The sequence below is a fragment of the Actinomadura litoris genome, from assembly GCF_009733595.1.
Taxonomy (GTDB): Bacteria; Actinomycetota; Actinomycetes; order Streptosporangiales; family Streptosporangiaceae; genus Spirillospora; species Spirillospora litoris.
Genome location: NZ_WOFH01000018.1, coordinates 88913 through 101392 on the forward strand (window position 1 = coordinate 88913; position 12480 = coordinate 101392).

General features: G+C 73.6%; 12 protein-coding genes and 1 tRNA gene. 10 read left to right on the plus strand and 3 right to left on the minus strand.

Features of this window, described 5'->3' with window-relative positions; translation table 11 throughout:
• Positions 1-48 precede the first annotated feature (48 nt).
• Positions 49-1266, minus strand: coding sequence for a fumarylacetoacetase (gene fahA, locus GNZ18_RS36790; protein ID WP_156221515.1), 1218 nt, complete (start codon positions 1264-1266; stop codon positions 49-51).
• A gap of 117 nt (positions 1267-1383) precedes the next feature.
• Complete coding sequence (locus GNZ18_RS43455) at positions 1384-2442, minus strand: DUF2637 domain-containing protein (protein ID WP_156221517.1); 1059 nt, start codon at positions 2440-2442, stop codon at positions 1384-1386.
• Positions 2443-2666: 224 nt separating this feature from the next.
• On the opposite strand from GNZ18_RS43455, the gene GNZ18_RS36800 reads away from it, so the two are divergent.
• The 8 genes from GNZ18_RS36800 (at position 2667) to GNZ18_RS36835 (ending at position 11248) form a co-directional block, all read left to right on the plus strand.
• Positions 2667-3851 carry a homogentisate 1,2-dioxygenase gene (locus GNZ18_RS36800; protein WP_156221519.1) on the plus strand — a complete coding sequence of 395 codons (1185 nt, stop codon included), beginning with the start codon at positions 2667-2669 and terminating at the stop codon, positions 3849-3851.
• 43 nt (positions 3852-3894) lie between these two features.
• Entirely contained in the window at positions 3895-4659 is a 765-nt protein-coding gene (locus GNZ18_RS36805; protein ID WP_156221520.1) for a DUF6585 family protein, read from the plus strand.
• A gap of 171 nt (positions 4660-4830) precedes the next feature.
• Positions 4831-5187, plus strand: a complete 357-nt coding sequence (locus tag GNZ18_RS36810; RefSeq protein WP_156221604.1) for a YciI family protein — start codon at positions 4831-4833, stop codon at positions 5185-5187.
• Positions 5184-6434, plus strand: coding sequence for an RNA polymerase sigma factor (locus tag GNZ18_RS36815; protein ID WP_312874950.1), 1251 nt, complete (start codon positions 5184-5186; stop codon positions 6432-6434). Before GNZ18_RS36810 ends, GNZ18_RS36815 begins: the two co-directional genes overlap by 4 nt.
• Positions 6435-6436: 2 nt before the next feature.
• Entirely contained in the window at positions 6437-7300 is an 864-nt protein-coding gene (locus GNZ18_RS36820) for an alpha/beta fold hydrolase (RefSeq protein ID WP_156221521.1), read from the plus strand.
• Positions 7301-7364: 64 nt separating this feature from the next.
• A complete protein-coding gene (cysS, locus tag GNZ18_RS36825; protein ID WP_312874951.1) occupies positions 7365-8762 on the plus strand; it encodes a cysteine--tRNA ligase in 1398 nt (465 codons plus the stop codon).
• 148 nt (positions 8763-8910) lie between these two features.
• Complete coding sequence (rlmB, locus tag GNZ18_RS36830; RefSeq protein ID WP_156221522.1) at positions 8911-9822, plus strand: 23S rRNA (guanosine(2251)-2'-O)-methyltransferase RlmB; 912 nt, start codon at positions 8911-8913, stop codon at positions 9820-9822.
• Positions 9823-10246: 424 nt separating this feature from the next.
• Positions 10247-11248 carry a DMT family transporter gene (locus tag GNZ18_RS36835; protein ID WP_156221523.1) on the plus strand — a complete coding sequence of 334 codons (1002 nt, stop codon included), beginning with the start codon at positions 10247-10249 and terminating at the stop codon, positions 11246-11248.
• Here the strand turns inward: GNZ18_RS36835 and GNZ18_RS36840 are convergent.
• The gene (locus GNZ18_RS36840; protein ID WP_156221524.1) at positions 11145-11492 is read right to left on the minus strand and encodes a YciI family protein; all 348 of its coding nucleotides are present in this window, start codon (positions 11490-11492) and stop codon (positions 11145-11147) included. The genes GNZ18_RS36835 and GNZ18_RS36840 overlap by 104 nt on opposite strands.
• Before the next feature lie 157 nt (positions 11493-11649).
• On the opposite strand from GNZ18_RS36840, the gene GNZ18_RS36845 reads away from it, so the two are divergent.
• Together GNZ18_RS36845 and GNZ18_RS36850 are read left to right on the plus strand one after the other, a co-directional pair.
• Positions 11650-11725, plus strand: a tRNA-Thr gene (locus GNZ18_RS36845).
• A 34-nt stretch (positions 11726-11759) separates the two neighbouring features.
• A complete protein-coding gene (locus tag GNZ18_RS36850; protein ID WP_156221525.1) occupies positions 11760-12317 on the plus strand; it encodes a DUF4303 domain-containing protein in 558 nt (185 codons plus the stop codon).
• Positions 12318-12480 lie beyond the last annotated feature (163 nt).

Sequence of the window (12480 nt, forward strand, 5' to 3'; positions counted from 1 at the left end):
TCACGCGAAGCGATGCCGCGCCCGCCAGGGCGGTGGGCCGGGGCTTCATCAGGCCGGCGTGGGGTGGACGGTCCCGGTGACCTCGCCGAGCGAGATCAGCGAGCCGGACGCGCCCGGCGCCTTCGCGCGGATCGTGACCGTGTCGCCGTCCTCCAGGAAGGTGCGCTTGGTGCCGTCGTCCAGTTCCAGGGGCTCGCGGCCGTTCCACGACAGTTCGAGGAGGCAGCCGCGCTGGTCCCGCTCGGGCCCGGAGACCGTCCCGGACGCGAACAGGTCGCCGGTGCGCAGCGGCGCGCCGTTCACCGTGGCGTGCGCGAGCTGCTGCGGCGACGTCCAGTACATCGACGCGAACGGCGGGCGGGACGCGACCTGCCCGTTGATCAGCACCTCCAGGTGCAGGTCGAGCCCCCACGGCTCCGCGCAGCGCAAGTAGGGGAGCGGGGCCGGGTCCTGGACGGGCGGGGTCACGCGCGCGGGCTCCAGCGCGGCCACCGGCACCACCCACGGCGAGATCGACGTCGCGAACGACTTGCTCAGGAAGGGGCCGAGCGGCTGCGACTCCCAGCTCTGCAGGTCGCGGGCGCTCCAGTCGTTCACCAGCACGAACCCGAACACGTGGTCGCGGAATGCCGAGGTCGGGACGCCGCGTCCGGCCGGGGAGGGCACCCCGGCGACGAACCCGACCTCGGCCTCGAAGTCGAGGCGGAGCGAGGGCCCGAACACCGGCTCCGCCTCGCCGGGCGTCCTGCGCTGGCCGGCCGGGCGGATGATCGGCGTCCCGGACGGGTACACCGTGCCCGCCCGGCCGTGGTAGGCGACGGGCAGCCGCTTCCAGTTGGGCGTCAGCGAGTCGCTGTTGGGGCGGAAGATCCGGCCGACGTTCGTGGCGTGGTGCACGGAGGAGTAGAAGTCGGCGTAGTCGGCGACCTCGAAGGGCCGCAGCAGCTTGACGTCCGCGACCGGGATCAGGTGCGGCTCGACCCGGGGGCGGTGCGCCTCGTCGGTCAGCAGCTCGACGAGCCGGGCGCGGTTGGCCCGCCACGAGGCGGGGCCCGCCACCATGAAGGCGTTCAGCGACCCCGACGCGAAGCAGCGCCGGTCGTCGATCAGCCCGGCGGCCGACAGCCCGGCCAGGTCGAGTACGTGCTCCCCGATGGCGACGCCCACGCGGGGCAGCTCCCCCGGACGCGAGAACACCCCGTAGGGCAGGTTCTCGACCCCGAAGCCGCCTTCCTCGCTGACCTCAACCCACGAAACGGTCGTCATGGAGAGGTACCTTCCCCCGCGCCCGGGCATCTGATCTGACCGGGAGCCTCCGGATCCGTCCGGGACCGGCCGACAGTACAGCCACAAAGGCCGGTAAAAGCCGCGAAAGGCGCGCGGCTACTCGGCGGGCGGGACGGGGGAGCTGCGGAAGCTGCCGGACGGCGGCGGGTTCCAGGTCAGGATCGGGAGGTCGTCGGACTCCTCGCCGTCGGAGCCGGCGGCTGGGTCGGCGGCTGGGTCGGCGGCTGGGTCGGCGGCGCGGCGGGTGTCCCGGTCGTCGGCGGCGTCCGGGTCCTCGGCGCGGTCGGCGGGCGGACCGTCGTGCTCCTCGCCGTCCGCCGCGTGGGTGCCCGAAGGACGCGGCGGGGGCATGACCAGGTCGGGACGGGTCGTGCGGGTCGACCTCGGCTCCCGGGCCGGGGGCTTGGCGGGGTCCCGCACCAGCTCGACGTCGGTGGGGAGCGTGGCGGGCGGGCCGATCGCGAGCGGGCCGAGGCCGGGGATGTGGTCGACCTCGGGGGCGGGCTCGGGCGGCGTCTCCGGCGCGGCGGGCGCCCGGAGTTCGGGCGGTGCCTCCGGCTCGGGCCGGGTTTCGAGTTCCGGCCGCGCCTCGGGTTCGGGGGGCGCCTCCAGTTCGGGGCGGGCCTCGGGGACCGGAGCGGGCTCGATGACCTTGACGTGGCCGCGCTGGCCCTCCACGGGCTCCGGCTCCCCGGCGGCCGGGCGGGCCGTCCTGATCTGCTTGAACATCGTCAGCCAGAGCCAGAGCGCGATCACCAGGATGGCGTGCGGCGCCACCGCCACGCCCACCCGCAGCGGGTCGCCCGAGAGGTCGTCGAAGCCGCGCAGCGAGTGCTGGACGGAGATCGCCGCGACCCCCGCGACCAGCACGAGCAGCAGCGTCCAGCGCAGCAGCCGCGTCCACCAGCGCGCGTTCCGGGTGATGACCAGCGACAGGATCGTCAGCGCGGTGAGCGCGTCGGCCATCGCGGGGTAGATCGGCGCCCAGCGGCGGCTCGCGCGTCCCTCGATCGCGAGGTCGCGCAGCAGGTCGTAGGTCAGCACGTAGGCGCCGCCCGCGAGCGCGGCGACGACGAGGCCGGCGGTCGCGGTGAGCAGCCGCCGCTGCACCGGCGTGTAGCGGGGAGCGCCGGGGCGGGTGGGATCAGATGGCATGGTTCTCGTTCCGGGGAGGGACGCGTGAGGGGACTCCAAGGTCGTCCCCACAGCGAGATTAGCCAGCCCCGAGGGCGGTTGACCCTGACTTCAACGCGATCAACGTCGTCATGTGCGCGTTAAGGGTAGAGACGTACGGTATGGAGGCAAGGGGTGGGTGACCCGGACCGCCGTACGGAGACCGGCGGGAGCCCGGATCGGCGACGTCCCGGGAGGAGGCGACGATGCCGTACTACAGGGTCGTGGGGGAGATCCCGCGCAAGCGCCACGTGCAGTTCCGCCGACCGGACGGCGGCCTGTACGCGGAGGAGCTGATGGGCGAGGAGGGATTCTCGTCCGATTCGAGCCTGCTGTACCACCGGCACGCCCCGACGGCGATCACCAGGAGCGAGGGCGTGCTGTCCGCCGAGGCGGAGCCGGCGCCGAACCATCCGCTGCGGCCGCGCGCCTACCGCACCCAGGACCTCCCTGAGGGAGACGACCTCGTCCTCGGCCGCCAGGTGCTGTTCGGCAACGAGGACGTACGGATCTCGTTCGCCGCGACCGCGGGCGCGGGCGGCCCGAGCGAGCTGTACCGCGATTCCGTTGGGGCGGAGGTCGTGTTCCTCCAGACCGGGCGCGCCCGGGTGGAGACGATGTACGGCGCGCTCGACGTGTCCGAGGGCGACTATGTGGTCATTCCGACCGGGACGATCCACCGCTGGATACCGGAGGGGCCGGTGAAGGCCCTCGTGGTCGAGGCCCGGGGGCACGTCCGGCCGCCGGGGCGCTACCTGTCGCGGTACGGGCAGTTCCTGGAGCACGCCCCCTACAGCGAGCGCGACCTGCGCGGGCCGCTGGAGCCGGTGCTGGTGGAGGGCGGGGAGGTGCCGGTCCTCGTCCGCACCCGGGACGGCCTGTCGCGGCTGACCTACCTCCACCACCCGTTCGACGTGGTCGGCTGGGACGGCTGCCTCTACCCCTACGCCTTCGCCATCGCCGACTTCGAGCCGATCGTGAAGCGGACGCACGCTCCGCCGCCCGTCCACCAGACGTTCGAGGGCCCCGGGTTCGTGATCTGCTCGTTCTGCCCGAGGCCGCTGGACTTCGACGATGATGCGGTGCCGATCCCGTACAACCACCACAATGTGGATAGCGACGAGATGATGTTCTATGTGGGCGGTGACTACTCCGCGCGCAAGGGTTCGGGCATCGGTATCGGGTCGATCTCCCTGCATCCGTCCGGCTTCACGCATGGGCCGCAGCCGGGTGCGGTGGAGGCGGTGGTCGAGGGGGTGCGGCAGGGGCATGGCACCTCGACCGAGCTGGCCGTCATGATCGACACCTTCCGCCCGCTGCGGCTCGGCGCGGCGGCGCGGCGCTGCGAGGATCCCGAGTACGCGTGGACGTGGGCGCGCGCCGCCGGATGAGGCGCGCGACCGGATGAGACGAGACGACACGGAGCCACCAGGGGTGGGAAGAGACGACGACGAGCGGGCGGACGCGGAGGAGCGGCTCGGGGAGTTCGAGCGGGCCTTCGACGGCAGGGGCGGTTACCGGCGCGCCGTGGGGTGGCTGGTCCTGCTGGGCGCGGCGGTGGTGATGCTCCTCGCGGCGGCGATCGTGTTCACGGCCGCGGGGCTGTGGCGGCTCGGGGTGCCGGCGGCGCTGCTGGCGGCGGCCTGCGCGTTCGTCGCCGCGCCGGTCGCCAGGGGCGCGGCGCTGCGGCACGGGAACCGGGTGGTGAGCCTGTTCGGCGGCGGTCTGGCGGTGAGCGGCGGGCCGGAGGGCGAAGCCTCCTACACCTGGGACGATCTGGTCTCGGTCACGCTCGCCGGGGTCCGGCGGGGGCGGCGGACGCGGTGGCGGCTCACGCTCCTCGCCGAGGACGGCCGCGTCCTGCGGTTCGGGGAGGAGCTGCCGGACGTCTCCGCCCTCGGTGAGGCGGTGGCGGCGGAGGCGGCGTCCCGCCAGGTCCCGCGCCATCTGGCGGCGGTGAAGGCGGGCGAGGAGGTGTGCCTCGGCCCGTTCACCGTGGACCTGGAGGGCGTCGGCAAGGAGGGCGAGCGGCTGCCGTGGCACGCCGTCCGGGACGTGGTGATCGAGAACGGCGTGGTCGCGGTGCGGACGCGCGGCGAGCGGACGGCCCTGGCCGCGATCGCGGGCCACATGCCGGACGCGCTGGTGTTCACCGCCCTGTGCTCGCAGGTCAAGGCGCTGAACGAGGGCCATCGCTAGTTTTTCGGGAAAACTTCGCGGGGGACGTCGAGAACGGCCGGACGGCTCCGATCCCCAGGTGCGCCCCGGCCGTCCGGGACGACATCGTCCGGCCCGGCCCGTCCGGGCGGCCCCTCGGGGCGCCGGGCGACGCCTGAACACATGGGAATCGAAGGAGACGACGTGAAGTACATGCTGCTGATCTTCAACCGGCCCGGGTTCGTCGAGGAACTGACCGAGACCGAGCGCCAGGAGCTGTTCGCCGAGGTCGACTCGATCATGAAGGAGCTGGACGACCGGGGCGAGTGGGTCGGCGGGGAGGGGCTGGCCGACCCGTCGCAGACCAAGGTCGTCCGGGAGCGGGACGGGCTGCCCGCCGTGACCGACGGGCCGTTCCTGGAGGCCAAGGAGCACCTCGCCGGATACCTCACCGTCGACACCGAGACGCTGGAGCGGGCCGTCGAGATCGCCTCGCGGTGGCCGGACGTCCGGTACGGCGGGCGCATGGAGGTGCGGGCCGTCATGGAAGCCGCCGGGACGGAGATGTGACCGATCCGCTGGGCGTCGAGGACCTGCTGCGCGAGCTGGCGCCGCAGGTCCTGGGCGTGCTCGTCCGGCGGCACGGCGCGTTCGACGCCTGCGAGGACGCCGTGCAGGAGGCGCTGCTCGCCGCCGCCCTCCAGTGGCCGGAGGAGGGCGTGCCGGAGAAGCCGCGCGGCTGGCTGCTGACCGTCGCGACCCGGCGGCTCACCGACCAGTGGCGCAGCGAGAGCGCGCGCCGCGACCGCGAGGCGGCGGTCGCCGCGTGGGACCCGGCCGCCTCCTCCAGCGGGCCCGAGCCGGGCGAGGACCAGCCCGGCGACCGCGACGACACGCTGACGCTGCTGTTCCTGTGCTGCCACCCCGCGCTGTCCCCGCCCTCGCAGGTGGCGCTGACGCTCCGCGCCGTCGGCGGCCTGACCACCGGGCAGATCGCCCGCGCGTTCCTGGTGCCCGAGACGACGATGGGCCAGCGGATCAGCCGGGCCAAGCAGAAGATCAAGTCGACCGGCGCGCGGTTCGGCATGCCGCCCGCCGGGGAGCGCGCGGAGCGGCTGCGGGCCGTCCTGCACGTCCTCTACCTGATCTTCAACGAGGGTTACACGGCCTCCAGCGGGCCCGACCTGCACCGCGCCGACCTCACCGCCGAGGCGATCCGGCTGACCCGCGCCCTGCACGCGCTGCTGGACGGCGACGGCGAGGTCGCCGGCCTGCTCGCGCTGATGCTGCTGACCGACGCCCGCCGCGCCGCGCGGACCGGGCCCGGCGGCCTGCTGATCCCGCTCACCGAGCAGGACCGGACGCGCTGGGACGCCGCCGCCATCGCCGAGGGCACCGCGCTGATCACCGACGCCCTCACCTGGTCGCCGCCGGGCCCGTACCAGTTGCAGGCCGCGATCGCCGCCGTGCACGCGGAGGCGGCGCGTCCGCAGGACACCGACTGGCCGCAGATCCTCTCGCTCTACCGGCTGCTCACCCGCGTCGCGCCCAACCCCATGGTCACGCTGAACGAGGCGGTGGCGCTGGCGATGGTGCGCGGCCCGCGCGCCGGCCTCGACCTGCTGGCGACCCTGGACGGCGACGAGCGCGTGTCCGGCCACCACCGGCTCGACGCCGTCCGCGCCCACCTGCTGGAGAAGGCCGGTGACACCGGCGCGGCGCGCGAGGCGTACCGGGCCGCCGCGCGCGCGACCACGAGCCTGCCCGAGAAGCGCTATCTGGAGTCCCGCGCCGCGGGCCTGAACGGAACGGATTGATCATGGACGTGCGCACGCTGAAGGTCCCCGGCGCCACCCTGCACTACGAGGTGCGCGGCGCCGGGCCCGTCCTCCTGCTCATCTGCGGAGGCATCTACGACGCCGCCGGCTACGCGGGCCTCGCCGGGCTGCTCGCCGACCGGTACACGGTCGTCACCTACGACCGGCGCGGCAACTCGCGCAGCCCGCTGGACGGCCCCCCGGAGCCGCAGCGCGTCGAGGACCACGTGGACGACGCGTCCCGCGTCCTCCGCGAGGTCGGGGGCGGGCCCGCCCACGTCTTCGGCAACAGCGCGGGCGCGACGATCGCGCTCGGACTGGCCGCGCGGCACCCGGAGCAGGTCCGGACGGTGGTCGCGCACGAGCCGCCGTTCTTCACGCTGCTGCCGGACGCCCCGCACTGGCGGTCGGTCGTCCACGAGGTCAAGGACGTCTTCGCGGAGAGCGGCGCGGACGCCGCCATGGCCAGGTTCGGCGCGCTGACGAGCGGGGAGGGCGACGACACCGCACCCCCGGAGGAGGCCGCGCCCCTGGAGGAGGCCGGGCCCCCGCAGGATCTCGACGCGGAGACGCTGGAGATGTTCGCGCGCTTCCAGAAGAACGCCGACTTCTTCTTCCCCTACGAGGTGTCGACGTTCGCCCGCGCCTCGCTGGACGAGGCGGCGCTGCGCTCGTCCGGCGTGCGGATCGTGCTCGTCGCGGGGGAGGCGTCGGAGGGGCAGCCCGCCCACCGGGCCGCGCACATCGCCGCCGAGCGCCTCGGGACGCGGGCCGAGACCTGGCCGGGCGACCACGGCGGCTTCGGAACCGAGGCCGAGGCGTTCGCGACCAGGCTGAACGCCCTGTTCGCCCCGGCGGGCGGCTGAGCGCGTTCCAGGAGCATGCCGCAGAGCGCCCCGCGGGCCCGCGGTCATCCAATAACCTGGCTTTGTGAGCTTGCGACTGTACGACACCGGCACCCGTAGCGTCCGTGCGTTCGAGCCCCTGGAAGAGGGCCGCGTGGGGATGTACGTGTGTGGGGCGACGCCGCAGTCCACCCCCCATATCGGCCATCTGCGCTCGGGCGTCATCTACGACGTGCTGCTGCGCTGGCTCCGCTCGTCCGGCTACGAGGTGACGGCCGTCCGCAACGTCACCGACATCGACGACAAGATCCTCGCGGTCGCGGCGGAGCGGGGCGTGCCCTGGTTCGCGATCGCCGAGGGCAACCAGCGGGCGTTCACCCAGGGCTACGACGTGCTCGGCTGCGTGCCGCCGACGATCGAGCCGCGCGCGACCGGGCACGTCCCCGACATGATCGCGCTGATGCGGCGGCTGATCGAGCGGGGCCACGCCTACGCGGCGGGCGGCGACGTCTACTTCGACGTGGAGTCGTGGGCGGCGGAGTACGGGTCGCTGTCCAACCAGCGGCTGGAGAACATGCGCTCCGCCGGCGACACCCCCAACGAGGACTGCAAGCGCGACGCCCGCGACTTCGCCCTCTGGAAGGGCGCCAAGCCGGGCGAACCGTTCTGGGAGACGCCCTGGGGCCCCGGACGCCCCGGCTGGCACCTGGAGTGCTCGGCGATGTCCACCCGCTACCTCGGGCCCGAGTTCGACATCCACGGCGGCGGCGTCGACCTGATCTTCCCGCACCACGAGAACGAGATCGCGCAGTCGCGCGCGGCGGGCGACGCCTTCGCGCGCTACTGGCTGCACAACGGGCTGCTCACGGTGGACGGCGAGAAGATGAGCAAGTCCGTCGGCAACGTCGTCTCGCTTCCCGACCTGCTCGGCAAGGCCCGTCCCGCCGAGGTGCGGTACTACCTGGCCGCCGCGCACTACCGCTCGCTGATGGACTACACCGACGCAGCGCTGGTCGAGGCCGTCTCCGCCTACCAGCGCATCGAGGGGTTCGTCACGCGCGCCGCCGAGGTCGTCGGCCCCGGCACGGTGCCGCGGCAGGTGCCCGCCCCCTTCGCCGCCGCGCTGGACGACGACCTCGGCGTCCCGCAGGCGCTCGCGACCCTGCACGAGACCGTCCGGGAGGGCAACAGCGCCCTCGCCTCCGGTGACGAGGCGGTGGTCCGGGCGCGGCTGGCGTGCGTGCGGGCGATGGCCGACGTCCTCGGCCTCGACCCGCTGTCGGCCCAGTGGAACCAGACCGGCGGCGACGACCTGCGTCCCGTCGTGGACGCCCTGGTCGCCGTCGCCCTCGAACAGCGGCAGGCCGCCCGCGCCCGCAAGGACTACGGCGCCGCCGACGCCATCCGCGACAGCCTCGCCGAGGCGGGGATCGTCGTCGAGGACACCCCGCACGGCGCCCGCTGGGAACTGAAGCGGGCCTGACGTCCCGGGCCCGGCACGGTGCGCGAGGCGTGCCGGGTCACGGGTAAAATCGGACGGTCGAGGGCGTGAGCACAGGTGCCGCCCCGGAATCTGGGTCGCCCCGCCACGAGGGCGAGCGAGCAGCGATCGTCGCGAGGGGCGTACCAGCATGGCCAAGCGCAAGGGCAAGGGACCCACTCCCAAGGCCGAGGACCGGCACTGGCACGGCAAGCGCCAGAAGGCCCGCGCCGTCAAGAGCGCCAAGCGGACCGGGACCACCACGGTCGGCCCGCGCGGGCGCGCCGCGTCCGCCGAGCCGCAGCGGGCGACCCGTCCCGCCGGTGCCCGCCGCGCGAACGGCGAGGTCCCCGAGCTGGTCACCGGCCGCAACCCGGTGGTCGAGGCGCTGCGCGCGCGCGTGCCCGGCAGCGCCCTGTACGTCACCTCCGGCACCGACGAGCGGGTCCGCGAGTCGATCCAGCTCGCCGCCGACCGCGGCATCCCGCTGCTGGAGACGGGCAAGAACGAACTCGACCGGCTCACCGACGGCGCCGTCCACCAGGGCATCGCGCTCCAGGTCAGGCCGTACCGCTACGCGCACCCCGACGACCTGCTGACCGGCACGTCCCCGCTGATCGTCGCGGTGGACGGCATCACCGACCCGCGCAACCTCGGCGCGATCGTCCGCTCCGCCGCCGCGTTCGGCGCCTCCGGCGTCGTCGTGCCCGAGCGGCGCGCCGCCGGGGTCAACGCGGGCGCGTGGAAGGCGTCCGCCGGGACGCTCGCGACCCTCCCGGTCGCGCGGGCCACGAACCTGTCCCGGCAGCTCAAGGCCTACCAGAAGGCGGGCTGCTTCGTCGCGGGCCTGGACGCCGCCGGCGGCGTCACGGTCGCCGACCTGGAGGTCGCCTCCGGCCCGTTCGTGCTGGTCGTCGGCTCGGAGGGCAAGGGCCTCGGACGGCTGGTCGCCGACACCTGCGACATGCTCGTCACGATCCCGATGCCGGGCCGGGCCGAGTCCCTCAACGCGGGGGTCGCGGCGGGCATCGCGCTGTACGAGATCAGCCGCCTCCGCACCTGAGGCCAGGCCGCCTCCTGAGGCCAGGCCGCCTCCTGAGGCCAGGCCGCCTCCTGAGGCCAGGCCGCCTCCTGAGGCCACGCCGCGCCCCGAGGCCAGGCCGCCCCGAGGCCAGGCCGCCCCGAGGCCAGGCCGCGCTTGAGACCACGCCGCGCTTGAGACCACGCCGCGCTTGAGACCACGCCGCGCCTGAGACCACGCCGCGCCTGAGACCACGCCGCGCCTGAGACCACGCCGCGGTTGAAGCGATGCCGCCCCTGCCGCCGCGGTGCGCCTGTGGGGGCGCGGTGCGCCTGAGGGGGCGTTCGGGCTTGGTGTCGCACATGTCCCTTCTGTCGCGGAAATAATCTCAACGTTCAGAGACTTGACGTCGATGTAGCCGAATTTGGCTCAACGTTGAGATTATTAACCATGAGGGGTTGATCCCATGACCGCCGTCCCGGCCCCCCGGGGGCAGCGCGGCCGCTACCTCGGCGACCTCGCGCTCACGGCCCTCGCGCCGGCGAGTTGGGGCACCACCTACGTCACCACCACCACGCTCCTCCCCGACGACCGCCCCTGGCTCGCCGCCACGATGCGGGCCCTGCCCGCCGGGCTCGTCCTGCTCGCCGTGAACCGCCGCCTGCCCAAGGGCGAGTGGTGGTGGAAGGCGGCCGTGCTCGGCGTCCTCAACTTCGGCGCGTTCTTCCCCCTGCTGTTCTTCGCCGCCTACCGGCTGCCCGGCGGGGTCGCGGCCACGATCGCCTCCGTCCAGCCGCTGGTCGTGGCGCTGCTGTCGCTGCCCATCCTGCGGGTCCGCCCCGCGCGCGCCGTCCTGTTCTCCGCCCTGGTCGGGACGGGCGGCGTCGCGCTGCTGACGCTGTCGGCCGAGGCCCGGCTCGACCCGCTCGGCATCGCCGCCATGCTCGTCGCGACCTCGATGATGGCGGTGGCGATCGTCCTCGCCAAGAAGTGGGGCAGCCCCGAGTCGCCGCTGGTGATGGCCGGCTGGCAGCTCACGGTCGGCGGCCTGGTCATCGTGCCGTTCCTGGTCGCGTTCGAGGGCCTCCCGCCGACGCTGACGGGCGAGAACGTGCTGGGCTTCACCTACATCGGCGCCATCGGCACCGGCACCGCGTACGCGCTGTGGTTCCGGGGCATCGGACGGCTCGCGCCGACCTCGATCTCCCTGCTCGGCCTCACCAACCCGCTGGTCGCGACCCTCGCGGGCCTGACCATCCTCGGGGAGACGCTCACCGCGGGGCAGGCCGCCGGGTTCGCGATCGCGCTCGGCGCCCTGGTGGCGGGCCAGGCCCTCGGCCGGCGCTCGGCCCTGCCCGCACCGGTCACACCTCCGCCCGGAACGGCCGCACCTCGATCGGAAGCCGGGTCGCCTGCGCATACCGCGCCGCCCACCACAGCGCCGCGTCCAGATCCTCGACCCGGATGACCGTGATCCCGCCGAGGTACTCCGGGGCCACCACGTACGGCCCGTCCGAGGCGATCACCTGCTCCGCCTCGGCCCGGACGACCGTGCTGGCCTCCGGCGGGTACAGCCCGGCGCCGAACACCCACGCCTCCGCCGCCTCCAGCTCCCGCCGGATCTCCGCCAGCTCCGCCATCACCCCCACCAGGAACTCGGGTGGCGGCGGCTCCCCCTCCGGCTGGAACATGTTCAGCGCGTAGAGCTTCATCGGTCCCCCTAGTCCCGCATCGCGACCCGTCACCGGCCGCGCCGTCCCCGCCCCCGCGAAGACGTCCCCAGGGGTCACTTCCCCGTCCCCGCCCATGCTCACCCGGTAACCCCCGAGCGAGGCCCCCGCCGAGTCGACTACGATGCACGACGAACACGCCGACGTAGCTCAATTGGCAGAGCATCTGTCTTGTAAACAGAAGGTTAGGGGTTCAAGTCCCCTCGTCGGCTCCAGGTGAAGGCCCTTTTCGATCTTGGGAGTGCGGGGATGGATTGGGGCGCCTTCCAGAGCGCCTGGCATGACCGCGGATGCCGCGCCGTGGCGGGCCTCGCGGAGGCGAATCCGGGCGAGTCGCTGTACGCCGCCGCCTTCCATCTCTCCTATCTGGACGGCGAGCAGATCCTCCCCTCGGCGCTGGCCGTCAACGCCGAGGCGGCGGTGCGCGAGGAGCGCGGGTACTCGACGCGATTCCTCCCTCCGGAGTGGCGGTGGGACGTGCTGGGCGCCGAGGAGATGGCGCCGTGGTATCGCCGCCTGACGGAGGAATACCTGGTGCCCGCCTCGGGCGATGCGGAACGTGACGCGGCGATGGTCGCGCTTGGGGCGGCGCACGACGCCGCGCTCGCCGAGGTCTGCAAAGCGATGACCGCGACGGCGCGCCGGGGCGGCATTCACGCGGCGCTTCCACCCGGGTTCGTCGTCGCCGTCCTCGAAGGGCAACGGGAGGACGAGGAGGCCGTCCTCATCCGGCGGAGCGTCGACCCGGCGGTGCTGGCGACCGTTCCCGAACTGGCCGATCACCTGCGGCTGCTTGAGGACGCCTGACCCCCGCGGGCGCGGCCGCGCGGGAAATTCCGCTTCACCGGGACGGGCGGCCCCCCGTATTTCGTTGGGCCTGAATACCGAGTTCGGGCGTGACCGCTGCTCAGCGTATTGATCATCTTTATTTCTCCTTCAATTTCACAGTTGTGAAAATTCGTGTCTCGTT

Excerpts from the sequence above, each read along its gene's own strand:
- fahA (WP_156221515.1), bottom strand. The coding sequence starts at position 1,266 with ATGACGACCGTTTCGTGGGTTGAGGTCAGCGAGGAAGGCGGCTTCGGG.
- GNZ18_RS43455 (WP_156221517.1), bottom strand. The coding sequence starts at position 2,442 with ATGCCATCTGATCCCACCCGCCCCGGCGCTCCCCGCTACACGCCGGTG.
- GNZ18_RS36800 (WP_156221519.1), top strand. The coding sequence starts at position 2,667 with ATGCCGTACTACAGGGTCGTGGGGGAGATCCCGCGCAAGCGCCACGTG.
- GNZ18_RS36810 (WP_156221604.1), top strand. The coding sequence starts at position 4,831 with ATGCTGCTGATCTTCAACCGGCCCGGGTTCGTCGAGGAACTGACCGAG.
- GNZ18_RS36820 (WP_156221521.1), top strand. The coding sequence starts at position 6,437 with ATGGACGTGCGCACGCTGAAGGTCCCCGGCGCCACCCTGCACTACGAG.
- rlmB (WP_156221522.1), top strand. The coding sequence starts at position 8,911 with ATGGCCAAGCGCAAGGGCAAGGGACCCACTCCCAAGGCCGAGGACCGG.
- GNZ18_RS36835 (WP_156221523.1), top strand. The coding sequence starts at position 10,247 with ATGACCGCCGTCCCGGCCCCCCGGGGGCAGCGCGGCCGCTACCTCGGC.
- GNZ18_RS36840 (WP_156221524.1), bottom strand. The coding sequence starts at position 11,492 with ATGAAGCTCTACGCGCTGAACATGTTCCAGCCGGAGGGGGAGCCGCCG.
- GNZ18_RS36850 (WP_156221525.1), top strand. The coding sequence starts at position 11,760 with ATGGATTGGGGCGCCTTCCAGAGCGCCTGGCATGACCGCGGATGCCGC.